Genomic DNA, 24,409 nt, shown 5'->3' on the forward strand with positions numbered 1-24,409 from the left:
TTGCGAAAAAATGGAAAATACAAATTCTTTATTAAAATATGTATTATTCGCTATCGATTTGATTTTAATTTGGGATTTGGTCAGAGATAAAAAGATACAAATTTATGAGCAAACACAAAATAAGCTTAAGTTGATTGTTCAACCGAAGTTACTTAGATTTATTGGGTTCTTTATTGGACAAATAGGTATAATTTGTTTATATGCTATTTTTCTGTTTATACCTATCACACAACTTGATTGTAACCGAGTTTTACAAAATATAGATACTTCAAATATTGAGCAAAAGTCATCAAAAATTATATGTCAACTGATAGAATTTGATTTTTTTGGTCATCAAAAAAGCCAAAAACCAATTTCTGGATTAATTGGAAGTCGTTTAGAAAAACAAACGAAAACTGATAAAGAGGGAAAAATAATATATAAATATCAAGTTCAGTTATTAACTAAAACAGAAAGTATTCCGTTTAGACGAACTACTTACAGTGATTATTTTTCCGAAGAAGCGGAGTTTATCATATTAAAAATTAAGAATTTCTTAGTACAACCTTTAGAAAAAAGTTTAGTAATTAAGCAAGATGATACTTTAGTTGGCTACGCTGTAATTGGCATAACCATATTTTGCCTATTATTAGGTTTATTAATTATAGCGTCAGGTTCATTTATCGACTGTAATTTTGATAAAGAGTTAAATAGCTTAAGTATCAGCCACTATAAATGGTTTGGAATATTGGGAAAATCAGTTTTTTTGTACTCGTTAAACGAAATTGTTGATATTAAAGTTAAAAGCTTTTATGGCGAAGATGGTACAGCTCATCAAATTACCTTAATGTTAGAATCTGGTGAAAGAGTACCTTTGATTGGTACCTATAGTTATGGGTTTGAAGAGAAACAAAAAATAGTTAAGACGATCAAAAGTTTTCTCGCTTCAAGTTAGTAGCTGTTTATACTAATTTTGCCATTTTCTCAACATCAACTCTGCGATCGCATCCCAAAAAACGTCCTAAACTATAACGCAATGGCAGTTATGATGCCTTCGGGGAACGGAGGAAACCCTGGCTCCCCTATTTAAGATTGACTGAAGAATTGTCAAAAATCAATCGCCTCTAATTACCGCAGGGAATTTCAATTAAAAACTCTGTTCCTTCTCCTGGTTTAGAGGAACATTTCATCTGACCATGATGTTTTTCAACTACTATTTGATGGCTAATAGACAATCCTAACCCCGTACCTTTACCAGGTGCTTTGGTAGTGAAGAAGGGATCGAATATATGCGATCGCACTTCTTCTGGAATCCCCAGACCATTATCAGCTATTCTGATTACAATCTGGTTATTAATCGCTTGCGTATTAATCCAGATAGTCAAAGGTATTCTCGGACACGTTTGTAATAATTTCAAATACCTTTGCTGTATAGTGTTAAATTTTTCCTCTAATGCATCAATACTGTTACTCAAAAGATTCATAAACACTTGATTTAATTGCGCGGGATAGCATTCGAGCAAAGGTAAATTATCATATTGTTTAACAATCTCAATTGCTGGGCGTTCATTATTATTTTTGAGGCGATGCCCTAAAATTAGCAAAGTACTATCCAACCCTTCATGAATATCTACTGGCTTTAATTCAGCCTCATCTGTACGAGAGAAATTTCGTAGTGATAGCACAATATCACAAATCCGCTCTGTTCCCACTTTCATAGACTCAAGGGTTTTCGGTAAATCTTCGATGAGAAAGTCCAAATCACTCTTGTCGATTTGCTCTTGGATAGTTGGCAATATTGAGGAGTTTTGACGGTAAAGTTTCACTACTTTTAGCAGTTCTTGAGTATATTCATCTAAATGGATCAGATTGCCAAAAATAAAACTGATGGGATTGTTGATTTCATGGGCAACTCCAGCAAGTAGTTGTCCTAATCCCGCCATTTTTTCACCCTGAATTAACCTGGTCTGAGTTTGTTTTAATTCTTGCAGAGTTTGAGAAAGTTCTAAGGTTTGACGTTTAGTTTGTTCGAGTAATTCTGCTTGCTGAATCGCAATTCCTAATTGCACCCCAACTTGAGCCAGTAAATTAATTTCCTCTTCTTTCCAATAACGCGGTTGCGAATTTTGATAAGCAACTAATAATCCCCATAATTTTTCACCTTCCCGAATCGGTACAAAGGTTTCGTTACGCGGAAGTTCGTTATCGTCGTCTGTGTCTTCAAAAGTTTCTATAATTATTGGTTGGTCTTGTAAAACAGGTTTCCAACCATCTTTGAAGGAATCTGCCACAAATTTACCACTCCAATCTGGGTTGAAACGGTAAATTGCAACTCGCTCCACTTCGAGCAACTCTCGTACAGCTTGAGTAGTGGTTCTAAAAATAGTTTTAATATCAAGTGACTGGCGGATTTTATCAATAGTTGCAGCCAGTAGTTCTTGGCGTTCCATTGCTTTCTCCCGTTCAGTGGCTTCTGCTAACTGGACAACCTGCATTTGAACTTGCTTTAAATAAGAATCCTGTTTTAATGCGACTCCTAATTGTTCGGCGATTTGACTGGTAAATTCAATCTCAGAAGGTTGCCAATAACGAGGAGCGGTGCATTGGTGAATACACAGCAATCCCCAAAGTTCACCTTTTTTCAATAGAGGTGCAACCATATTTGCCCGCACTTGAAATTTTTCTAAGATTTGGACGTAGCAACCGGGGAACTTTCCTTGAGAAATGTCAGCGATCGCATTTACTCGACCTTGGGCGTAAAGGTGTGCAAAGTTTTCCCCAAAGCAATAGTCATAAACTTTTTCTGCCATTACCGAATTACACTCAGGCACAAAATCCTCAGAAATAAATTCTCCTTCCCAATCTTTTTGCGGATCAAAACGAAAGACTGCCACTCGGTCTGCTTGTAGCATTTGCCTAGCCTCGGTGACAGTAGTTTGGAAGATTGTATCTAAATCTAGAGACTCGCGAATTCGAGTAATCACACTAGTTAATGTCTTTTGTTGCTCTGCTTGGTACTGAGCGTATGCCAGCAACTTATGGTGTCGAACTGCTACACCAATTTGTGTGCCGATTTTGCTTAGTGATTCGACTTCATAAGATTGCCACTCTCTGGGTGAGGCATTTTGGTAGGCAGCGATGATTCCCCAAAGTTGATCTCCTTGGAGAATAGGGGCAGTTGCAAAGGCTTTTGCCTGGAATTGCTCCAACAGAGTTACATGGCAGTTTGTTAATCCAGCTTGGTAAATGTCATTAACTATAAAAGTCTGGTTGTTAACGTAACGCCCGCCTTGCGTCTCTTGTAAATAAGTATCAGCGATCGCAGGCTCAACCCCAACTACAGCAGTCCAGCCTTCCGTAAATGATTCAGCAACAAAGTTACCACTCCAATCGGGATTGAAGCTAAAGATGGCAACTCGGTCAGCTTGCAACAGCTTGCGTATTTCTTGAGTTGTGGTTTTAAAGATAGTTTCAATATCAAGGGGCGAGCGAATTTCATCGACAATTTTAGCTATTACTTGGTCGCGCTGAACTGCTTGAGCTAATTTTGCAGCTTGCAATTTGACTTCATGGAGATGCTTTGCTTGTTGAATCGCAACAACAAGATGGTCAGCAATTTGACGAATAAACTCAATTTCCGATTCTTTCCATTCACGAGTCTCACTGCACTGATGAATGCAAAGCAATCCCCACAGTTCTTGCTTCCGCGATAGAGGGACAACGAGGTTGGCCTGTACCTGAAATTTACTCAAAATTGCCAGATGACAATCACTCAGTCCCGCCTTGTAAATATCTGCTACTGCTTGCACTCGACCTTCTTGATAATTGGAAGCAAATTGTTCTCCAAAGCAGTGGTCGTAAACTTTTACAGCCATTGCTGAGTCCCAGCCAATTGCAACATCTTCAGAAACAAATTCTCCCTCCCAGTTTTGTTTGCGATCGAACTGGAAGACTGCTACTCGGTCAGCATTAAGCAACTGACGCACTTGTGTAACAGTCGTTTGAAAAATTTTTTCTAAATCAAGCGATTCCCGAATTCGGACAATTACACTCGCCAGAGCTTTTTGTTGCTCTAGTTGCTCTTGAAGTTGAGCGCTTGACAAAAGAAGTTGATTTTCTGTGAAATTTGAATTGGGTTCCATTGCTCTGGATTATCTCGTTTTTATACAAGGGTTCCTCACACCAAAGTTCATGGGGTTGAGAAGTGTCACAAATATGACAAACTGCAAAGTTTTACAGTCTTCAACTGGCCGCGTCCAGGATTCACCAATTTCAGATGGATAGCAACTTGTTGAGGTGGGGACGAATGGGCGCTTTGGGACTGAATACTGGGTACTAGGGAATAAAATATGAGTAAAATTTGTTTGGGATTCAAATCTCGCCCGATATCCAGTCTCTAGTCTCCAATCCCCAATCCCTAGTTCAACTATTTCCCAGAAGATGGTTATTGTTATAGTTCCCCTTTCTCGATCTATCCTTGTAATGGATTAAAAAATAATTTTGGCTTATACACAACAAGTCCTATAAAATTACTAATTTGTCAAAATTTACCTGACAGACTGTGGAATTTCGGGTTAAATGTTTTAAAGTATGCACTCTGTAAGAGTTGTCGGGTATTATTCGTGACACAACAAGATCAACAACCCTCTCGTTCTTTCGCTGGAATTGCTGGCATTGTTGCCGCAGCCACATTAATTAGTAAAGTCTTCGGTTTAGTGCGGCAGCAAGCGATCGCTGCCGCATTTGGTGTTGGTGCTGCTGCCACTGCCTATAGTTATGCCTATATTATCCCTGGCTTTTTATTGATCTTACTCGGTGGTGTAAATGGCCCATTACACAGTGCGCTTGTCAGCGTTTTAGCCAAGCGACGGCGAGAAGAAGCGGCTCCCCTAGTGGAAACTGTGACAACGCTGGTAGCTGGAGTGCTGTTGCTGGTGACAGTGGCTCAAGTTCTATTTGCGGATGCGATCGTTGATTTAGTCGGTCATGGTTTGGAAGCGACAACTAGAGCGATCGCCATTCAACAACTCCGCATTATGGCCCCGATGGCTTTATTTGCCGGTTTAATTGGCATTGGCTTTGGTACTCTCAATACAGCCAATCAATATTGGTTGCTCTCTATTAGCCCTTTATTATCTAGTATTACCGTTGTTGGCGGTCTTGCTATCTTGGCGATGCAACTGGGCAAGGACATTATTAAACCGGAGTACGCTTTAATCGGGGGAATGGTGTTAGCTTGGGGAACCTTGGCAGGAGCAATTCTCCAGTGGATAGTGCAGCTAATTGTCCAGTGGCGGTTAGGATTGGGCACATTACGCCTGCGGTTTGATTTTAAATCTCCAGGCGTTCAAGAAGTAATTAAAATCATGACTCCGGCAACAGTTTCCTCTGGAATGATGCCAATTAATGTTGCCACTGACCTTTATTTTGCTAGTCCTATCCCTGGCGCGGCGGCAGGATTTAACTATGCCAATCTATTAGTCCAAACTCCTTTGGGGATTATTTCTAATATTATTTTGCTGCCTCTATTACCGATATTTGCCAAACTTGCTGGCCCCGAAAATTGGCAGGACTTAAAATTACGGATTCGCCAAGGACTGCTACTCACTGCTTTTACGATGTTACCGCTAGGGGCACTGATGGTGTCGCTATCAGTACCCATTGTGCAGGTGGTATATGAACGCGGTGCTTTCAAGCCAGAGGCCACAGAGCTAGTTTCATCTTTGCTAGTGGCTTATGGAATTGGGATGTTTGTCTATTTAGGGCGTGATGTTTTGGTGCGGGTATTCTATGCTTTAGGCGATGGACAGACACCTTTTCGCATCAGTATTTTTAACATCTTGCTCAACATCTTATTAGATTGGTTTTTCGTTAAACCTTTTGGCGCTCCCGGTTTGGTATTAGCAACGGTGGGTGTAAATTGTAGCTCAATGTTAATGCTGTTATGGTTGCTCGATCGCAAACTCAATGGTTTACCTTGGCGCGAGTGGAGTTTGCCGATTCTGGGTTTGGCTGCTGGTAGCGTAGTTGCTGGGGTAGCAAGCTACGGGACATTGATTGGTTCTCAGCACTTGCTAGGTAAAACGGGTTTACTGATTCTGGTGTTGCAGTTGTGTATATCTGGCTTTGTAGGGATTGTAGTGTTTGCTGCGATCGCTTCATGGCTGAAAATACCAGAGGTGAATATTTTTATATCTCGTCTACGTCAACGCTTTTTGAAGAAATAACTGTTATCTAAATAGAATTCAGGAGTCAGGTGGTCGCCGAGCCTGTCCTGAGCGTAGCCGTTGGCGCAGCCTCTCGTAGAGAAGGGCGTAGTCGAGGTGAGTCAGAATTCAGCATCAACTTATAGTCAGAGAAAGCGGATAGCGCAGCGTAAAGACAAGAGGGTGGTGGATCTGAATCTTCCACTTTCTTGTTCTGACTCCTGAATTCTTCAATTAAATATTTCAGCCTCCGTATACAGATCAAGTCAATCCAATTGAAAGATTGTGGGAGGAAGTTAAAAGGCATTTAACTTGGGAAAGCTTCTCAACTTTAGATAAATTAAGAGAATTTATTTGGAAGCGATTGAAACAATTAAACACATCAATCGTTGCTTCTATTACAGGTTGGGATTTTATTCTTGATGCTTCATTTGTATCAGGCTTTTCGTGAAATGGTATAAGGAAGTAGTTTATTTGCTTACAGGATGGGGTTTACAGGTAGGATATGTAGTTCTAGGATTAAATAATTTAATTATCATCAGACCTTAAAACAACGACCAATAAAATCTCATGAAGCTAGATCCAAATCAAATCTACACGTTTAGCAAATATTTCGACAGTGGTTTTTATTCTGAAGACCTAGCTCAAGCCTTCGGTTATTCATTGGAGTATAAAGTATTTCAATTGCCACAATACTCAGGCGAATTGGATAGGTTAGTCGAATTGAGAGAAAGGATAGAAGAAGCACTTCCTTATGTAGAACTAAGTACCGAGTTGGCTAGAAGAGAAGTAATAATTTCTAGAATAGTACTAGAGTTGATTCATTACACGAAGGCAAAACTAAGAATAGAATTTAGTTTGAGAGTCAATAATCAACTTCAAGGTACACTAGATTATTTAATTAGAACTACCCAACCAAATCAACTATTAGTTATAGAAGCAAAACAAGCTGATTTAAGTAGAGGCTTCACTCAATTAGTAGCCGAAATGGTTGCACTGGATTTGTGGGACGATTCCCCAACTCTTGCAGAACAACCTATATTAACTGGTTGTGTCAGTACAGGGAGCTTATGGCAGTTTGCTTGTCTTGATAGAGTAAATAAACATTTTACTCTAGGGATTAATAGCTACAGAGTTGTCGAAGATATTGATGAATTGATGAGAATATTAGTAAGGTTGTTGAAAAATTGAATGACCCCACGCCTTGCTAAAACCTGCCCTAACATCATTCATTAAACCCAATCAATCATCCAATTCCCATAATTCAAATTTTTACCCAGTTAGCACGCATAGTGAATGTATCAAGCTGAAAACAAGACAGTCAAGGGTTCATACAAAACATCCTACTTTTCCCACTTTTCCCATCTACCAGAAGCTACAGGAGACACTAAAAGAGGCAGAATTGCCTAACGACCTCGATTAATACCCCATTCCCCCACCCACCCAACCTGGATTTCTCACAAGTGAGAAATCCAAGGGGTGTGGGAGGTGTGGGAGGTGTGGGAGGATGGGGAAGAAGTCTTACCCCCCACACTCCCCACACTCCCCACACTCCCCACACTCCCTCTGCCTACACTATGCGTGAGAAATCCGGGCCAATTCTCACCCCGTACCGCCTCATATTACACCCAGGTGGGTGAGAAATAATTCAACCACTTGGGTGAACCAGATGCGTGAGGTTACATTTTGTAAAAAAAGAGATTCTAGTACTAGAGAACATTGATTTTACTTAACTCTAGTGAGAATAATTCTATGAAATTTACAAAATTAGCTGCCTCTGCACTTGCTGTTGCTTCCATTGTCCTCTCAGCCGGTATTGCATCTGCTCAAACAGCAGGTACTAACGGTAACTACATCGGTGCTGGTGTTGCGGTTGGTGCAACCAGTGGCGGACAAGGAAACGATGAAGCCCAAATTGGTGGTAATATTCAAGGACGATACGCCGTACCCAATGCCCCTGTTTCAGTGCGGGGTTCTGTGTTGTATGGTGGCGATGCTGCTGCAATTATGCCCATAGTGACTTATGATGCGCCCATCGCCAAAAATACTAACGTTTACTTCGGTGGTGGTTATTCCTTTGTAACTGACGAAGGTCAAAAAACTCCATTGGGCAATCGGAATTCACCTGTAGTCACCCTTGGGATTGAATCAGAAGTTAGCAAAAATGTCATTGCCTACGGCGATACTAAATGGGGTATTGACGCCTACAAAAATAGTGATGCTGATGCCGTCAGCTTCCAAGCTGGATTAGGCTATCGTTTCTAGTGATTACCACCTAGAAAACGGCTTATTCGGAAGCTAAAGCAATGATCTTTTCCAGCCGTAATAGTAATTCATTCTTTCATGCCCAAGTATTAATACTTGGGCATGAATCATTTTTAGTGATTATTTTGATAAAAAATGATATTGGCTACTATTGATACTTTATCTTAAAGTTAAGCAAATACATATACGTATAAGATATTACTCATGAAAAAGATTAATCCCATTCCAGAAATAGTTGGTGAAACAACTGAGGTAGAATCCTGGCTGATGCGAGCAGGGCTAAGATTTTCAGACTTAGGTGATGATGCTGCAAGTATTGCAATCCGTAGGCAATGGCGAGAGTATCAAGCCGCAGTTCATAGATGCTGTGTAACCCTACACCAACCACCATCAGGCGTTCAACTAAGCGGCGACTATGCCAACTTGAGAATACCTGGCGCGGCATTTACTAATTGTGCGATCGATCGCCTGTCAAGTCGTCCCCAGTCCTTAGACTAATTATCCTGTTGCACGCCGTTCACTACTGGCTTAATTTCCGAAAATGGATCGGTGCCGCCACCCCAGTTAAAATCACTAATTCGGATGCTGAAGCCGCCTAACTCCAGCACCGGATTGTAACGTAAGGTAATGCCATAGGTGCGACGGCTATATTCCAAAATGTAGTCGGTGCTACTTTCTTTACCAGTATCTAAGTTAACAGATGTTTGAAAGCCTAAACGAACAGGCCCGTAGATTTGCTGTGATATTCCAGCAGTCAATACTGTGTTATCAACGGAGCGGTCAAACAAAAAGGGTGATAATCCGTTATTTAAGCCTTGAGAGTAACTAATATTAAAGGCGGTATAGTCGAAAAAAGGTCGAGAAAAATGACCAATTTGCCCTTGTAAGCCAATTGTACCAATTAGAGTGCTTTGGTTATCACCATTGCTGTAATAACTGGTAGTGCCTGTAAGGCTAGCGATCGCTTGCAAGTAAGGAACTACAGGGGTAGCGGTGTATCGTAATCCCTCAGTAGCAGTAGGTGGTAATGGTTTTCCCTGCCACAGCAACAGCCCTCTACTGAGGGTAGCACTGCCTTGTAAACGACCAAGTGAAATGCGATCGTTTTCCCGTACTGGTTCTAACAAGTCTTGGCGATCGGTGTTGGCATCAATATACTGGGCACTTGCCTGATAGTTGAGGTTGATGCCACTTTTTCCTAAAGGAATCACAGGAGAGCTAATAATGCCGCCAAAACTGCTCTGGACAGTTTGAAAACCCAGAGTACCGTTATAGAGGCGATCGCGGTAGTTATATTGCACATTCAATGTGTGGGGAAGAGAAGTACCTAATGTCTGGCGCACTCCTAAATTCATTCGCAAATTCTCTTCCACATCATTCAAGTTAAAACTAGTTAACTCCCCAGTTCCCTGAATTATCGTCCGTGGACTCAAAACAGAATTTATCTTGGTCTTCACACCAAACAGTGCGCCTAAGTCACCCGTGCCTTCTTGCACAGCTCTCTGTAATAATAACTGAGGCGTAATCGTCCAGCGTGTCTGCTCTGTATCGATTACTGGAAAGCCACGCTCAACATACAAACCACCCCGATCTTTTCCATCGTAGCCGGGGGAGACTATTGCAGGTGAAACGTCCCTCTCTCGGCGGTCAATAGTACGCTCATTCAGGGGAATTGGTAAGGAGACTTTTTGATCCAATACCAAACGCTGCCCCTGTGTCCTGATGCGGTCTACCAAGGGTGATTCTCGTGTCAAAGTTACTGTATTTGCACGTAATTCCAATTCAGGCGGCGAAAAAGGATCGTTGGTGATGCGGACATTGCTTGCTTGCCAACCTTGCGGATAAAAGTCAATTTGTTCGGCTTCAAATCTAAGCCGATTGACTACACCCCCTGATTTCGGTGCTGGTATGTTGGTAGCGCCTGCTTGACCACCAAATGTCACATCAATTCCTCCAGGGCTGCTGACACCGGAAAGGGGTTGATTGGCTCTAATGCGATCGCTGGGTGGACGTTTTGAAACTCCACCAGTACTTACAGCCGTGGGTGAAAAAGCAAAATCTGTTTGTGCTGAAGGTACGTAAATTTCTCCTCTACCATTTTCCAGTTCCCCACGATCTTGAACGAAGTTATAGGTAAAGCGTTGTCCACGTAGTATCTGATCGCCCCGTGTTAAGGTTACGTTGCCTTCTCCCGCAGCGATCAAGTTGTCCAAATTGACTTGTAAGCGATCGGCATCCACCACCGCCCCATCAAATCGCACAATTACATTACCTACAGCTGTAATAATTCGCTGTTTCTCGTCATACTCTTGCCGATCTGAAGTGACTTCTACAATTCTTGGCCCGGCTGGCGGTGTGGTAGCTGGCGCAGTTGTACCAGATGGTTGAGCTTGTGGCTGAGTGGTATTTACTTGTGGTGTAGGCGTTGGGACTTGGCTTTGTTGCTGGACTTGGGACTTAAATTCTACAGTGATCGGTACTGAGAGTTGGTTTGTGGGCTTACGAGATTTAAATGTTATAAAATTTTGTACTGATTGAGAACTCGGTGCTAGATCGGCAGCAGATACAGAGATATTGTCTTGTTTTAGAGACTGTTGTGCAGTAAGGTCGCGTTGCTGTTTTTGTTGAGTTAACTTCTCAGCTAAAATTTCTGCTTTGGATTTGCCTAACTTGTTGCTGTTGGTGACAGTTGGGGCAATTTGAAGAGGGTGTTGAGATTGGGCGACAACGGGGCTTGGAGAAACTCTATAGGTAAAGCTAGAAGAGTCCAAAAAGGTTGGTTTTTCTCCACCATTAGAGTTTGGATTTAGCGTAGATGCAAAGCAGCTTGTCGTCAGACATCGCTGACTGAGTTTTTGAGCAGGCTCATCTTTTGCGTCTTGGTCTAAAGCCTCCGCTCCAACTTTTCTTTGCAAGGCCGCAGTTTCTCTTTGCATCTCCCGTTTACGCAGTGCCGACATCAGAAGAAGTTCCGAGTGGCGGGGTTCGACGCTCGGACTTGTCTTTGTGTATTCTTTAACTTGGCCATTAGAGGTTGTAACCTCCTGCGTGGGATAACCAACAACCACCGGCTGTCCCAAAAGCCCAGCAGTTACAGAACCGGGGAGTGGGGAACTTTCTGGTGGAAAGGTTTCTGGTGAATGAGGTACAGAAGAAGTTTTGGCAACTACCAAGTCATCTTGAGTTGAGTCGATCGGAGTTGACAATAAAGGATCGCTCTTAGTGTTACCCGAAATTGCCAACTGAGCCAAATTCTTGGGCTGCTTGGATTTGTCTGTCTTTTCGTGTATTCCAGTATCTACACCTGAAAGAAACTTTGTATGACTAGCAGATGAGGCGGGATTTACAGGTTGTAAAGATTCAACGATAGGAGGCGGATTAGGTGGCAGAACTGGATGAAGCATAAGTGAGCAAAATCGGGCTAACAAACAGCCAAATGACAAAGGGAAGGATTAAACATACATTTTGCCTTCCGACTGTCGCCTTCTGCTACCTACAGCAAGCTACTTGGAGGAAGAAACTTACTAAATTTTCGCTTAGTAAGTTTCCGTGGCGTTTAGTATTTTCCGCCTTCCAAAGTCGCGGATGATTTATCGCCCTCTTACTCTAAGTCCCGACGGCCGGGGTTACGAGCTGGATCGTTCGACAAAAATCCGAAGATGAAGATAGTTACGAAGAAGGCAACAACAATATAAACAGCGATTTTTAAAGTCAGCATAGAAATATCTCCAACGGGTAAAACAAAGAAAGCTTTTCTTTCAGTATCTGCAATGCAGAAAAGATAGCTACTTTATATTACCCAAATCTCGTCCCTTTTTTAGAGGACTTCGGGGACTGGAGATTGGGGACTGGAGATTGGGGGCTGGGTACTAGCAGTGTCTATCCTATCCTACGCTTATTGAGAATAGTGCAAGATATCAGTTGTCTGACTTTTAGATGACCCTAAGAAATAACTCAGAGGACTATTGACTCTTCTGACGTTGACTGATGGCAAAGGTTTCCCAACAAAAAGGGTAGAGGTTGCAGGTTACAGGTTACAGCAAATAATCCCCAATCCCCAATCCCCTATTTCTCAGCTTGAACTTTTGCTATATCTTTGCCAATTCGGTTTTTAATTACTCGTGCAGGTATGCCTACAGCAACGGAAAAAGGAGGAATATCTCGATTAACAACTGCTCCCGCACCAATAACACTGCCTTTGCCGATAGTCACGCCATCTAATACTGTTACTCCATGTCCTAGCCAACAATCATCCTCAATCACAATTCCCTTGCGAGTAACACCCTGGTATTTAATCAGCTCCATCGGATCGGCAAAATTATGATTATTGGCATATATCCCTGAATGGGCAGCAATCATGCAATGTTTACCAATTTTAATGTCTCCTGGCCCCTCAATAGACACGTTGGGAGCAATGAAGGTGTCTTCATCAATATGTATACACGTATCTTCCAAAGACCCGATATCAACGTTACGCTCAATTGCGACTCTATTTCCTACATGAATTCTATTATTTTTGTGTCCTCTCGCATCTATTCGCACACCCTTGAAAATATAGACTCCTGCGCCGATCTCAATACAAGAAGTACCGTTAAATTCAACACCATTTTGAATATACACGGGGCTGCCTATCTGGGCAAAAATACTACGATATCCTAAATTACGCAACTTTGGGCCAAGAAGAAGTGTTGGAATATCTGCTAACACTGTAGTTACTAAAAGTTCTTGCACGCGCTGCAATTTGGAAAAATATTGCTCGTTCTGCATGGCTACATATCTCTTTAATCAATTGTTGTTGACAGTGTTTCAAGTTGTTTTTGCTGTATGCTAATCTTTTGCCAATACCAATAGGCTCCGTGTGTATTAATACATGAGCGAAGGTAGCAGTATCACCAAAATTCCCCAAGATTTTTAGATGGTTTTCCAACATTTGAAAAACCAGAGTCTGGCTTTGACTATGCAAGCAATTCTTGAGGTTAGGTGTGTATACTTACTCAAGTAATATGCACAATTACGTTAAGTCGCTAGCAGATTTTGTACTATATGCACGTAAAACTTTGGCTTATTTTTCACAAAATCAATTAACAAAACAATTTCAGTGCATTGCCGGCTCAAAACTCAGACTTTTAAATTGTCTGATGGAAAATTTGCTGATTTAGATAGACTACTATTTTGGTTCTCTGGCAAATTTGAAAAGCTTGCTACCGCTAACAGCACTCCTAAAGTAAATAGGGATAGTGTTGTTTGTCTTGAAGCTATTTGCTCTCAAGCGGTTTTAGTCTTTTGAAACAATTCAGTTTCACAAGCTATTTTGCAACAAAAAATACATTTAACTAGACTATATTCAAAGTTTAGATAAAATTTCTGCCTAGCATGACAATGTAATTATTGTTGGATTTATATGGGTATTTGTGCCCAAATAAAATCCAATTAGGGTGGATTATCTCCCACATCAGCCATCACATTGAAGTTAACCATCGGTGCAAACAAGTAAGCGCTTCCCCGACTGCTATGACGGCTTTCTTGCAACGAATTTCTAGAGTATGCTGCTCCAATCATGTTGCACACGGATGATTTACAGACTAGCCAATTCACGTTTGTAATGACATGAATGGTTTTTAATAACAATTGTTTTCAACGATAACACATTTTATTTTTAGTGGAACACTCTCATTAAATAAGTTGATTTCCAGATTTATTGTTGATGATAATACTGGAGATAAGTTAACTTTTTTACTAGAGCTATGCCTACGGCGGGCAAAGCCTACGCTACTCTGAAATATTTTTATACACTTAGATAGCATCCATTAAGGAGGGAGATTTAAAAATGCTGTAAGTAGTTATTGGCATTTTGGTCTATATTTCTATCGATTACTATTTTATAATTGGGGGTTCAACTCAGAATGATATCTACTATACTTGTGACACCCTCTTCGTTAAAAAGCCAAAGTAGCTGAAAATTTTTCTCTTTTTTATTACTTGTATCTAAAAGTATCTAAAAATTTATAAATCACCCGAATGGGTGAGCCAAGCGGGTGATGCGTGCTTGGTACTACTCATTATAAATTTTATTAAAAGAAAGCTAAAAATAGCTTAGTTTCGAGGATAAATCTACAAAAAAACATCTAATTTCCCAAATTGAGGTATCGGTTTTAACTCACATACTTGGTTCAAATTATGGCTTTAATTAAAAAAATCGTAGAAGAAGCTCTAACTATCGGCTATCTGAGTGTTGTAGCCGATGATCAACTGCGATCGCAGCTTCAAGGTAATTATGACTCAGAAGACCTAGATGCCTGGATCATTTTACAACGAGCGATCGCAGCAGGTGATGTAAAACTTGAGTCGCGCCGAAAAAAAGCTTCCCCATCTCCTAAAGCCAAGGACACTTCATCAAGTATCAAACTAGCTTATCAAATGGCAGCGGAACTCGCTTATGCAGCAGCTGTAGCTCTGACAATGACAAAAAACACTAAAGATCAGCCTTCACTAGGTGCATAAAATAACACCTTTATAAGTTATTTCCCTGATTTAGTGAAAATATTTCATACCAAGTAGTTACCATAGGCGAGCATTTACCGCAGGCATCGCTTTTCTTGGTTAATTGCTTGGTAGGGTTTTCATCCGATTAATTATTTATGGGGTTTCCTTTCTGCCTCCTGGCTTGAGAGTGCTGAGTGCTGAGTATAAATCCCAGTCTTTAGAAGATTTTCATGCTTGGCTTTTGAAACTCGTTTTATCGCGACTGTCTTCTTTGACAGCGCAATTTTATTAAAAAATAATTAAAAAATTTCACTTTACTGGACACAGCTATGGGGAATTTTCACCCTCAGTCAAGAATCTCCAATTGATCCCCGGAAGCAATACTAAAATAAATATAAATTATTTATTCAAAATTAAACTTTTTTAAGTGATACATACCAGTCAATGATTAAATTTTAATATACCAAGTACATGGCTCAGAGTAAGGCATAGAATTAGAAACACCTTGGTGTAAACTTTAGCAACGAGGTTAAAAATAATTCTCAATGCTTAACAAAGTCATCGCTTTTTCACAAACTACAGTATAAAGAATTGGCAACATTGGTAAAGAGAGTAAACAATAACCATAGCTAAACTTGGAGTTTTGCCAACTTATGCAGCCAATTCGTACATTTAACGTATCTCCTTCACTACCGCCGCGACTCGAACCACTACGGCGGCTGGCATATAACTTGCACTGGGATTGGAACGTTGATACTAAAGATTTATTTCGTCGCTTAGACTCTGACCTGTGGGAGTCTAGCCATCATAACCCAGTGTTAATGTTGGGTACAATCTCTCAATCGCGGCTTCTAGAAGTTGTCGAAGATGAAGGCTTTTTAGCGCAAATGGATCGAGCTGACCGTCAGTTAGACGATTATTTGCAAGAGCGCACCTGGTATCAGAAACAACGGGAGCAGAAACCCAAAGAATGCTACGCCTATTTTTCGGCGGAATTTGGACTTGTAGATTGTTTGCCCGTCTATTCTGGAGGTTTGGGCGTTCTGGCGGGGGATCACCTCAAATCTGCTAGTGACTTGGGTTTACCACTTGTGGGTGTAGGTTTGCTCTATCAGCAAGGCTACTTTGCCCAGTATCTCAATGCTGATGGCTGGCAGCAAGAACGCTACCTGCTCAACGATTTCTATAATATGCCCTTGCATCTAGAGCGCAATGCCGATGGTTCTGAACTGCGGATTGCGGTAGATTATCCAGGACGCAAGGTATATGCCAGAGTTTGGCGCGTACAGGTAGGAACAGTCCCCCTGTATTTGATGGACACCAATATTGAACCGAACAATACTTACGACCACGACATTACAGACCAGCTGTACGGTGGCGACATCGATATGCGTATCCACCAGGAAATCATGCTGGGAATCGGTGGTGTGCAAATGCTCAAAGCTTTGGGGCTGAAAGTTACCACTTACCACATGAATGAAGGCCACGCCGCCTTCTCTGCCCTAGAACGCATCCGCTTGCTGATTCAGGAAGAGGGACTGAATTATGTCCAAGCTACACAGGTGGTCGCTTCCAGCAATATCTTTACCACCCACACGCCAGTACCAGCAGGAATTGACTTGTTTGCTCCCGACAAAATGCTGCACTACCTGGGGTACTATGCAGAGATATTTGGGTTGCCCAAAGAGCAATTTTTAGGACTGGGACGCGAGAATACAGGCGATTTATCTGGGCCTTTCAGTATGGCGGTGCTGGCGCTGAAAATGGCAACATTTTCTAACGGTGTCGCCCAACTCCACGGTGTGGTGTCGCGGCAAATGTTCCAGGGTTTGTGGCAGAAAGTGCCAGTAGAGGAAGTGCCGATCGCAGCAATTACCAACGGTGTCCATGCTCGCAGTTGTGTGGCGAAATCGACTCAAGAATTGTACGATCGCTACCTCGGCCCAAATTGGTCATCAGCACCACCAGATAGCCAATTGTGGGATCGGATGGACGCCATACCTGATGAGGAGTTGTGGCGCAATCACGAACGCTGCCGCTTAGATATGGTTTTGTATGTGCGAGAGCATTTGGTCAAGCATTTGACCGATCGCGGCGCTTCCGCTTCCGAAATTGTCCAAGCCCAAGAAGTTTTAGATCCTTACGCTTTCACCATTGGCTTTGCCCGTCGCTTTGCCACCTACAAACGCGCTACCCTCTGGATGCGCGATTTGGATCGCATTAAGCGGCTTCTGTTGGCTAACAAAGACCGGAAAGTGCAATTTGTGATTGCTGGTAAGGCACATCCCAAGGATATACCCGGTAAAGAACTGATCCGCGATATCAATCACTTTATCCGCGAACAGCATCTAGAAAAACAGGTAGTGTTTGTTCCCAATTACGACATTCACATCTCGCGGTTGATGGTTGCGGGTTGCGATATCTGGTTAAATACACCGCGTCGTCCACGGGAAGCCTCTGGTACTAGTGGCATGAAAGCCGCAATGAATGGCTTGCCAAATTTAAGTGTGCTAGATGGCTGGTGGGATGAAGCTGATTACGTCCGCACAGGCTGGGCAATTGGACATGGAGAGAATTACGACGATCCTAACTACCAAGATGAAGTAGAAGCAAATGCTCTCTACGAGTTGTTAGAAAAGGAAGTTGTACCGCTATTTTATGAACATCGGGATACTGATGGTTTGCCCCGTCCGTGGGTTGCCAAAATGAAGGATGCAATTCGGTTGAATTGTCCGTTCTTTAATACAGCGCGGATGGTAGGAGAATATGCACAAAGGGCTTATTTCCCAGCTAGCGATCGCTATCATACTCTGACTGTTGATAACTATGCCCCAGCGAAAGAACTAGCTGCTTGGAAAGAAAAACTGAGCGAACACTGGTTCAATATCAGAATCAAAGATGTTGACGTATCGGCAGCTTCAGACGACATTGAGGTTAACCAAACCGTTGCTGTCAAAGCCAAGGTTGACTTGGCGACTTTAACCAATGATGATGTGCAGGTGGAGTTATATCAAGGTGCGATCGATGCCAATGGTGAGATTGTCAACGCTGTGCCAGTAGTGATGGATTACCAAGGCGAAGATGGACAGCAATTGAGTATTTACACTGGTAATATCATCTATACCGCTTCTGGTTTACAAGGCTTGTCTTTGCGTGTATTGCCGAAAAATCCACACTTGGCTAATCCTTATGAACCAAGGTTGATTGCTTGGGCAGAATAAGAGTGCTGAGTAATTATTGAATACTCAAGAATAGGCGTTGCTGATTTAACTTGAGCAACGCCTTTTATTGTGCGATGCAGTCACATCTCAAAAATAATTATTGCTAGAATGATGAGGAATTATAAGGGAAATGCGATTTGACTGGGATAATCAGAAAAGTCAGCTTCTTAAGCAAAATAGGGGATATTCTTTGGAAGAGGTCGCTACTATTTTAGCAGGCGACTATGTAGAACGAATAAAACCAGATGATCCAGAACAATTTATTGCTATTGGATTTCTGGGAAACACCCTTTTGTCGGTCATTTACGAAGTTCGTTATGACGGCGAAGGGGAATATATTTGGTTAATTACTTATTGGAAAAGTACGAGACGGGAGAGAGAAATCTATGAACAATATTTCTATTGAAGAACTTGAAGAAAAAATTGCGAAGGGAGAGGAAGTGGTTGATCGTTATTTTGACTCCACGACAACAAGAGTCGGAACACCTCGTCAAATGACCTCACGAAGACGACAGGATATAGTCACAACAAACCTTGAAATTCCTAGTCCGATGCTCAACGAACTCGACAAAATGGCAACCGAACTCAATATTAGCCGTCAAGCTGTGATTAAAATGATGCTAAGACGCGCTCTCGATGAACACTATTTGGCCAAGAAGCAGATTAAATCAGAAATTTAATTGCGTAGCTTGCCGCCGTAGGCAACGCTTTTTATTTTACAATTTTTCAGGTAGATAATTAATATCTAATAGCTGTTCTAAGGTATAAATACAATATTGAGGGAAGTTATCTAGTTTACCCTCAGTTTTCTCAATTACATACCCTAAAGCATCATCATAAATTGATGCTAATGCATTGTCTAAGTATTGATATAAATTAGTTGTCAAGTTACGTTTTAATTGATTCCTAAAGCTTCTAATTTCTGCTTTCCAATGTCCCGAATTATATTGATATTCTTGTGTCCAATATTGCAGCAGCAAAAGATGTCTAATAATTTGTTCTAATAAATTAGCAACTTTAGCTTTGTCTCTACGACCTAAATTTTCTAGCTCCTCAATTAAGTTTTCTAAATCTAATTCTTCTAAATGGTTAGCTTTCAAGAGTTTGATTGTTTCCTCTAACCAGAGATGCTCATCAATTTCATAAAGTTGTTTTAAACTCAAATTAGAACTAACTCCTTGCATAAAAACTCCTTGAGTTAAATCTTAAGATATTACAATTTTAGGATAATATTCTCTGGGGAATGATAATGTAGCCAGTGGTGCGATCGCCTAATACTAAATTACGTTGTTCTCCCCAGTACCACCAGTATGCAGCAACATAGGCGCAAATTAAGCTATCTAGTTTATCTTCAGTTGCTTTGAGGGCTGCGCCTGTGGTGGGGATTTCTGGAATAAACGAACCGCAGAGGCGCAGAGAACGCAGAGGAGGAGAGAAGGAGGGGAGGATATCGAGAAGATAATTTTGGAGTTTGATTAGTTCTAGGCGGCGCTCATTGAGGCGTCCTTTTTTGTATTTGAGGATGCGTTCTAAGTTGAATAGGTTAACGATTGCTGGGTGGGGGAAGACTTCTATTTGATATCTGCTGAGTTTTTGCGGTTCTATGGTGGGTGCATGTGCAAAGCCACGTGATTCTAATTCTAAGCCAAAGTTGACGGTGCGCTCTGCGAAGGGTAGGTTTTGATTAGCTGGGTAGCATCCTGCATGATATTTGCCAAAGTATTTGTGGCTGAGTTTGTCGGGGAGGCGACTCCCGTTAGCGTTGGGTATAAGGGTAGGTGCATCTACAGCGATGATGGCTGGTTCATCTGGTTGGACGCTTTGATCGATCCAGGTGAGGATATCTGCAATGGCATCTTTGCGGTCTAGATCGAGTAATTGTAGTTGTCCATCTATCCATTCTAAACAGCACAATCCACTTGGTTGCGATCGCCAGCCTAAATCAATGCCAATAAATTTCATGGTCATAACACGAATTTGCGATTATTTTCGCATTTCCGGGCAACCATTTATCTAAATTTACTTGCTAAAAGTTGTGATAAATAATCTTATAATATTAAGCAGCTTGTCTTAATTTATTTTATCTGGCAATAATTTAATCAAGATTATTCCAATGAAAGTTTTATTTTTACATCCCAATTTCCCCTCACAATTTCGCAACCTAGCAACAGTTTTAGGTAAAGATCCTAATTGCCAAGTCGTCTTTGGGACAAATCGTCGGGAAGGGGAAATACCTGGCGTTTTCAAAGCTATTTATACTCCTTCTCGTGAAGCGGCTCCCCAAACCCATCACTACGTTCGTAATCTGGAAAATGCTGTTCTCACCGCTCAGGCTGTCTATCGCGTGGCAGAAAAATTAAAATCTGAGGGTTTCTTTCCAGATATAGTTTATGGTCATTCTGGTTGGGGGCCGACTTTATTTATGAAAGATGTTTTCCCCAAAGCAGAATTATTGTGTTATTTCGAGTGGTTTTATCACGCTCACGGTTCCGATGCAGATTTCGATCCCAACGATCCGCTAAATGCTGATGATGAATGCCGTATCCGCGTGAAAAATGCACCGATTTTAACTGATTTATATAGCTGCGATCGCGGTCTTTCTCCAACTAATTGGCAGCGTCAGCAGTTTCCCAAAGAATACCATAGCAAACTCACTGTCATTCATGATGGTGTTGATACCAATTATTTTGTTCCCAAACTAGGCGCAAAGTTAGTTTTACCAAGAATAAATCTGGATCTTTCTCATGTGGAAGAGTTGGTAACTTATGTAGGACGAGGAATGGAACCTTATAGAGGTTTTCCGCAGTTTATGGAAACGGTAGCGCTACTTCAGCAGCGACGACCTAAATGCCACGTGGTAGTTGTCGGAGAAGACCGGGTTGCTTATGGTAAAAATCTCCCCGATGGTCAGACTTATAAACAATTAATGCTAGAAAAATTATCTTTAGATTTATCGAGGCTGCACTTTACAGATAGGCTTCCTTACAATGAGTACCTTCAGGTTTTGCAAGCTTCTTCTGCCCATGTTTATTTAACCCGTCCTTTTGTATTATCTTGGTCAATGTTAGAAGTAATGGCAGCAGGATGTTTACTAATCGCTTCTAAGACTTCCCCAGTCTTGGAGGTTGTACAGGATGGGGTGAATGGACTGCTGGTAGATTTCTTTTCTCCCCAGAATATTGCTAATCGGGTTGAAGAGGCGCTGAATAATCCTCAAGAGATGAAAGCAATTCGTGCGAATGCACGAGAGACTATTTTGAAGCGTTATGATTTGGCGAAACTATTACCACAGCATTTGCAATGGATGTTCGCTGGTAAAACTTCTGATAGTTTGAAAAAGCGTCCAAGTTCTAAAGGATTTGGCAAAAATTAGTCATTGGTCATTGGTCATTGGTCATCTGTCATTTGTAAGTTGCATAAACATTTTTGCTTGAAGCAAAGGTGCAAATAAAAGCATGAAAATAAAGACTTTTGCAAGAAGTATATTAATCATTAGCTATTGATCGAGAGCAAACGACAAATGACCAATACAACTCTTGAAGAGGCTGCACCAACGACTAAGTTAGTACAAATGACCAATGATAAATGATATCATGTCCGCTAAATTACTTATTAAACCTGAAGAACCCCACCCCGCCAAAGCTATGCTTTGTCTCCCCTCCCGAAGAGCGGGGAGGGGCTGGGGGTGGGGTGCAATGACTTTGGAAATCATAACTAAATTATACGGACATGATATGACAAATAAAGATAAAAGCGATATGTAAAATGCGAATTATTTTTACCATTGCCCATTTTTTCAAACCTAGCAATGAGGGTCGTCATGCTTCCCAACGCAAAGACCCACAACCCCGTTTGGAGGCGTTAACTAAAAGTATTACCGCTTTACACCAATTATTTGGTAAATCTCAAAGTATTATCAATATTGCTCAACGACTAGCTTTTCCTGCTAATCAGCCACAGTCTCACGAACTAGATATTGTTATTTGTACAACTCAAGATAATCATCTTCTGAATCAGCTTCCCTTAGCACCCCATTTATATAAGCATCATTCTAGCAATGCAGAGCCTCTACTTTTGGGGTTTGAGTGTCAAGCTGTTCTGCAAAGTTGTCTCGGTCAGTATGATTATTACTGCTTTCTTGAAGATGACTTAATTATTCATGACCCTTGGTTTTTTATAAAATTAAACTGGTTTACCCAACAAACGGGTGATTTAAATTTGCTCCAGCCAAATCGTTATGAAATCTCTTCCCACGGTTTGGTTCACAAAGCTTATATTGATGGGGATTTGGCTTTACGAGTAACTGCTCCTTTTCAAAATGTTCAGGAACAACAGGAACTCAAAGGTACAATTTTGAATACACCAATTACCTTTCGTCGTGCCCTCAATCCTCACGCAGGCTGCTACTTTTTAAATGCAAATCAAATGGCTCACTGGACTAATCAAACCTATTTTCTTGACCGAGATATTAGTTTTGTTGGCCCTTTAGAAAGTGCTGCTACTTTAGGAATTATGAAGACATTCCGAATTTACAAAACCTCGCCGGAACAAGCAAGCTTTTTAGAGATTCAGCATTTTGGAACTGGATTTCTGGGGCTAATTGGAGGACAGGTGGGTTTGGCAAACAAGTAAGTTTAATTTAAGAGTTTAGCTGAATGATTATTGTTAACTCAATTGCAAAACGGCTAAAGTACTTTTCGTCAAAATTTATTTGTTATCAGTTTAGATGCAACCCTAATATACAGATGCTATCACTATGACAATAAAATAGTGATTTATATTTGGATAAATAAAATAAATATCGAAATTGTTGCAACTAATTTTCATTTAATCTTGATTAGATTATTAAGAATAAGTGGCTTTAGCAATATATACGTCATAGTAATTTCCTATCAAAAAAAATACAATTCATCATCTAAACTTATTAATTTCAATCTTTAGATAGATGACATTGCCTACAAGGTTTGAAAAATCTCTCTTCAGAGAGTGATGAAAGAGCGTTAAGTAAGTCGGCGCGAAAAAACCAAACTATGTAAAGAGATGCTTGCTGGGCTGCATGTACTTATAAATGGACTCCGCCGACGAGTGGGCTGCATTAAATTAACAACTGGCGAGAATAATAAGCTTGGTTGATGATTGTGATACTTTATACTTTTTTGCCAATCTTCATAACCTAAATTCTTACTTTAACATCTATCAAAAGTTATAAATTATTTAAACCACTTGAAATTGATAGCTCCTCAAGTTATTGATAAGAATTCTCTATTAATTATCGCTTGCTAAATTATATATATTGTCATTATAGTTAGGTGTAGAGGTGAGAAGAAACCAAATTAGGAAGATATAACTATTACTCCTGCTGAAATTATTTCTAAAAAATATAAACAAATATTTGAATTTTTCAATTTCAAAAGTAATATAATTTTTGCTATTTGAGTATTGCTAATATGGTACTTAATTTTTGGATTTAGCTGGATTTGTAAAAACCCCTTTTGCAATTCTCTGGCTAAAAACTTGAGGATAAATCGAATAAGTTTTTCGGGTATTTATAGCTTTTGGTAGTTAGGTATGTCAAATTCAACAAAGCTGTTATTCTCAATTCTCTCATTTCTTCACGCCTTAATACAGATAGGAAAAAGTTTTTTTATAAAATCTCTAAGTACATCCACTTTTCCTTGTCAACTAAATAGATTGGCTGATTTAGACATTGATCTACTAAAAAATGTTGGAATTAAAGGTATCATTCTCGATTTAGACAACACAATTGTTTCTGAGGACGATCATTACACATCTCCTGGTGCTGAAGCTTGGGTCAAACAGGCCAAATTGCAGGATTTTAAATTTTTTATCCTCTCCAACGGTAAGCGTAAATGTCGAGCCAAAGCTTGGTCCAATCGTCTAGATATCCCAATTATCAATCCAGCAAGGAAACCGTTTTCTTTTGCATTTCGTAAGGCATTAAATGAGATGCAGCTTGAACCCAAACAAGTTGTTGTTATTGGTGATAGTCGTCACACAGACATTTTAGGAGCATGGCTTGTGGGCTGTCCTAGTATCTAAGTTGCAACCCTTCCTCATCCCTTTCGATGGTGGGAGAAACTTTTTGGAAAACGAGTACAAACCCCATATCCCTCTGGACACGAACTTTGGGATAATGATTTCTCATTGAGATTATAACTTTATTTTTCAGTTAATTTATCAATAATCGATAAATGGAATTAAGTTTGGCAGGAAAACCAGCACAGAACTTAAATA

Annotated in this window: 20 protein-coding genes; 13 read left to right on the forward strand and 7 right to left on the reverse strand. The window is 40.7% G+C overall.

Features of this window, described 5'->3' with window-relative positions:
• Positions 1-10: 10 nt before the first annotated feature.
• Positions 11-934, forward strand: coding sequence for a hypothetical protein (locus V7K61_RS31885; RefSeq protein ID WP_335059850.1), 924 nt, complete (start codon positions 11-13; stop codon positions 932-934).
• A gap of 169 nt (positions 935-1,103) precedes the next feature.
• On the opposite strand, the gene V7K61_RS31890 is transcribed toward V7K61_RS31885, so the two are convergent.
• Positions 1,104-4,121, reverse strand: a complete 3,018-nt coding sequence (locus V7K61_RS31890) for a GAF domain-containing sensor histidine kinase (RefSeq protein WP_335059852.1) — start codon at positions 4,119-4,121, stop codon at positions 1,104-1,106.
• 480 nt (positions 4,122-4,601) lie between these two features.
• Here V7K61_RS31890 and murJ point away from each other — a divergent pair, with 480 nt between their 5' ends.
• The 5 genes from murJ to V7K61_RS31915 all read left to right on the forward strand — a co-directional run bounded on the left by murJ (position 4,602) and on the right by V7K61_RS31915 (position 8,948).
• Entirely contained in the window at positions 4,602-6,206 is a 1,605-nt protein-coding gene (gene murJ / locus V7K61_RS31895; RefSeq protein WP_335059854.1) for a murein biosynthesis integral membrane protein MurJ, read from the forward strand.
• A 549-nt stretch (positions 6,207-6,755) separates the two neighbouring features.
• Positions 6,756-7,376, forward strand: a complete 621-nt coding sequence (locus V7K61_RS31900) for a hypothetical protein (RefSeq protein WP_229476184.1) — start codon at positions 6,756-6,758, stop codon at positions 7,374-7,376.
• A 272-nt stretch (positions 7,377-7,648) separates the two neighbouring features.
• Positions 7,649-7,825 (forward strand): hypothetical protein, encoded by a 177-nt coding sequence (locus V7K61_RS31905; RefSeq protein ID WP_335059859.1) that lies wholly within the window; start codon positions 7,649-7,651, stop codon positions 7,823-7,825.
• A gap of 112 nt (positions 7,826-7,937) precedes the next feature.
• Positions 7,938-8,450, forward strand: coding sequence for an outer membrane beta-barrel protein (locus V7K61_RS31910; protein WP_335059861.1), 513 nt, complete (start codon positions 7,938-7,940; stop codon positions 8,448-8,450).
• A gap of 204 nt (positions 8,451-8,654) precedes the next feature.
• Positions 8,655-8,948 (forward strand): hypothetical protein, encoded by a 294-nt coding sequence (locus tag V7K61_RS31915; protein WP_335059863.1) that lies wholly within the window; start codon positions 8,655-8,657, stop codon positions 8,946-8,948.
• Here V7K61_RS31915 and V7K61_RS31920 read toward each other — a convergent pair.
• From V7K61_RS31920 to V7K61_RS31935, 4 genes are all read right to left on the reverse strand, one after another.
• Positions 8,945-11,854, reverse strand: a complete 2,910-nt coding sequence (locus tag V7K61_RS31920; protein WP_335059865.1) for a DUF3769 domain-containing protein — start codon at positions 11,852-11,854, stop codon at positions 8,945-8,947. The genes V7K61_RS31915 and V7K61_RS31920 overlap by 4 nt on opposite strands.
• A 197-nt stretch (positions 11,855-12,051) precedes the next feature.
• Positions 12,052-12,168 (reverse strand): photosystem II reaction center protein I, encoded by a 117-nt coding sequence (locus V7K61_RS31925; RefSeq protein WP_041566417.1) that lies wholly within the window; start codon positions 12,166-12,168, stop codon positions 12,052-12,054.
• Between the two features lie 347 nt (positions 12,169-12,515).
• The gene (locus V7K61_RS31930) at positions 12,516-13,217 is read right to left on the reverse strand and encodes an acyltransferase (RefSeq protein ID WP_335059867.1); all 702 of its coding nucleotides are present in this window, start codon (positions 13,215-13,217) and stop codon (positions 12,516-12,518) included.
• Positions 13,218-13,880: 663 nt separating this feature from the next.
• Positions 13,881-14,018: a hypothetical protein gene (locus tag V7K61_RS31935; protein ID WP_174707946.1), complete on the reverse strand. Its 138-nt coding sequence runs from the start codon at positions 14,016-14,018 to the stop codon at positions 13,881-13,883.
• A 609-nt stretch (positions 14,019-14,627) separates the two neighbouring features.
• On the opposite strand from V7K61_RS31935, the gene V7K61_RS31940 reads away from it, so the two are divergent.
• The 4 genes from V7K61_RS31940 (at position 14,628) to V7K61_RS31955 (ending at position 18,834) form a co-directional block, all read left to right on the forward strand.
• Positions 14,628-14,951, forward strand: a complete 324-nt coding sequence (locus V7K61_RS31940; RefSeq protein ID WP_335059870.1) for a hypothetical protein — start codon at positions 14,628-14,630, stop codon at positions 14,949-14,951.
• A gap of 635 nt (positions 14,952-15,586) precedes the next feature.
• Positions 15,587-18,154, forward strand: a complete 2,568-nt coding sequence (gene glgP, locus V7K61_RS31945) for an alpha-glucan family phosphorylase (protein ID WP_335059872.1) — start codon at positions 15,587-15,589, stop codon at positions 18,152-18,154.
• 130 nt (positions 18,155-18,284) lie between these two features.
• A complete protein-coding gene (locus V7K61_RS31950) occupies positions 18,285-18,560 on the forward strand; it encodes a BrnT family toxin (protein ID WP_335059874.1) in 276 nt (91 codons plus the stop codon).
• A complete protein-coding gene (locus tag V7K61_RS31955; protein ID WP_335059876.1) occupies positions 18,541-18,834 on the forward strand; it encodes a hypothetical protein in 294 nt (97 codons plus the stop codon). The genes V7K61_RS31950 and V7K61_RS31955 overlap by 20 nt, the downstream gene beginning before the upstream one ends.
• A 36-nt stretch (positions 18,835-18,870) precedes the next feature.
• Here the strand turns inward: V7K61_RS31955 and V7K61_RS31960 are convergent, their stop codons facing one another.
• Entirely contained in the window at positions 18,871-19,338 is a 468-nt protein-coding gene (locus tag V7K61_RS31960; RefSeq protein ID WP_335059878.1) for a DUF29 domain-containing protein, read from the reverse strand.
• Between the two features lie 37 nt (positions 19,339-19,375).
• Positions 19,376-20,116, reverse strand: a complete 741-nt coding sequence (locus V7K61_RS31965; protein WP_335060118.1) for a DUF429 domain-containing protein — start codon at positions 20,114-20,116, stop codon at positions 19,376-19,378.
• A 151-nt stretch (positions 20,117-20,267) separates the two neighbouring features.
• Between V7K61_RS31965 and V7K61_RS31970 the strand changes: the two genes are divergently transcribed.
• The 3 genes from V7K61_RS31970 (at position 20,268) to V7K61_RS31980 (ending at position 24,214) form a co-directional block, all read left to right on the forward strand.
• Complete coding sequence (locus tag V7K61_RS31970) at positions 20,268-21,527, forward strand: glycosyltransferase family 4 protein (protein ID WP_335059880.1); 1,260 nt, start codon at positions 20,268-20,270, stop codon at positions 21,525-21,527.
• 392 nt (positions 21,528-21,919) lie between these two features.
• A complete protein-coding gene (locus tag V7K61_RS31975) occupies positions 21,920-22,786 on the forward strand; it encodes a calcium-binding protein (protein WP_335059882.1) in 867 nt (288 codons plus the stop codon).
• Positions 22,787-23,845: 1,059 nt separating this feature from the next.
• The gene (locus V7K61_RS31980; protein WP_335059884.1) at positions 23,846-24,214 is read left to right on the forward strand and encodes a YqeG family HAD IIIA-type phosphatase; all 369 of its coding nucleotides are present in this window, start codon (positions 23,846-23,848) and stop codon (positions 24,212-24,214) included.
• Positions 24,215-24,409: the final 195 nt, after the last annotated feature.

This window comes from Nostoc sp., from assembly GCF_036918015.1.
Lineage (GTDB): Bacteria > Cyanobacteriota > Cyanobacteriia > Cyanobacteriales > Nostocaceae > Nostoc.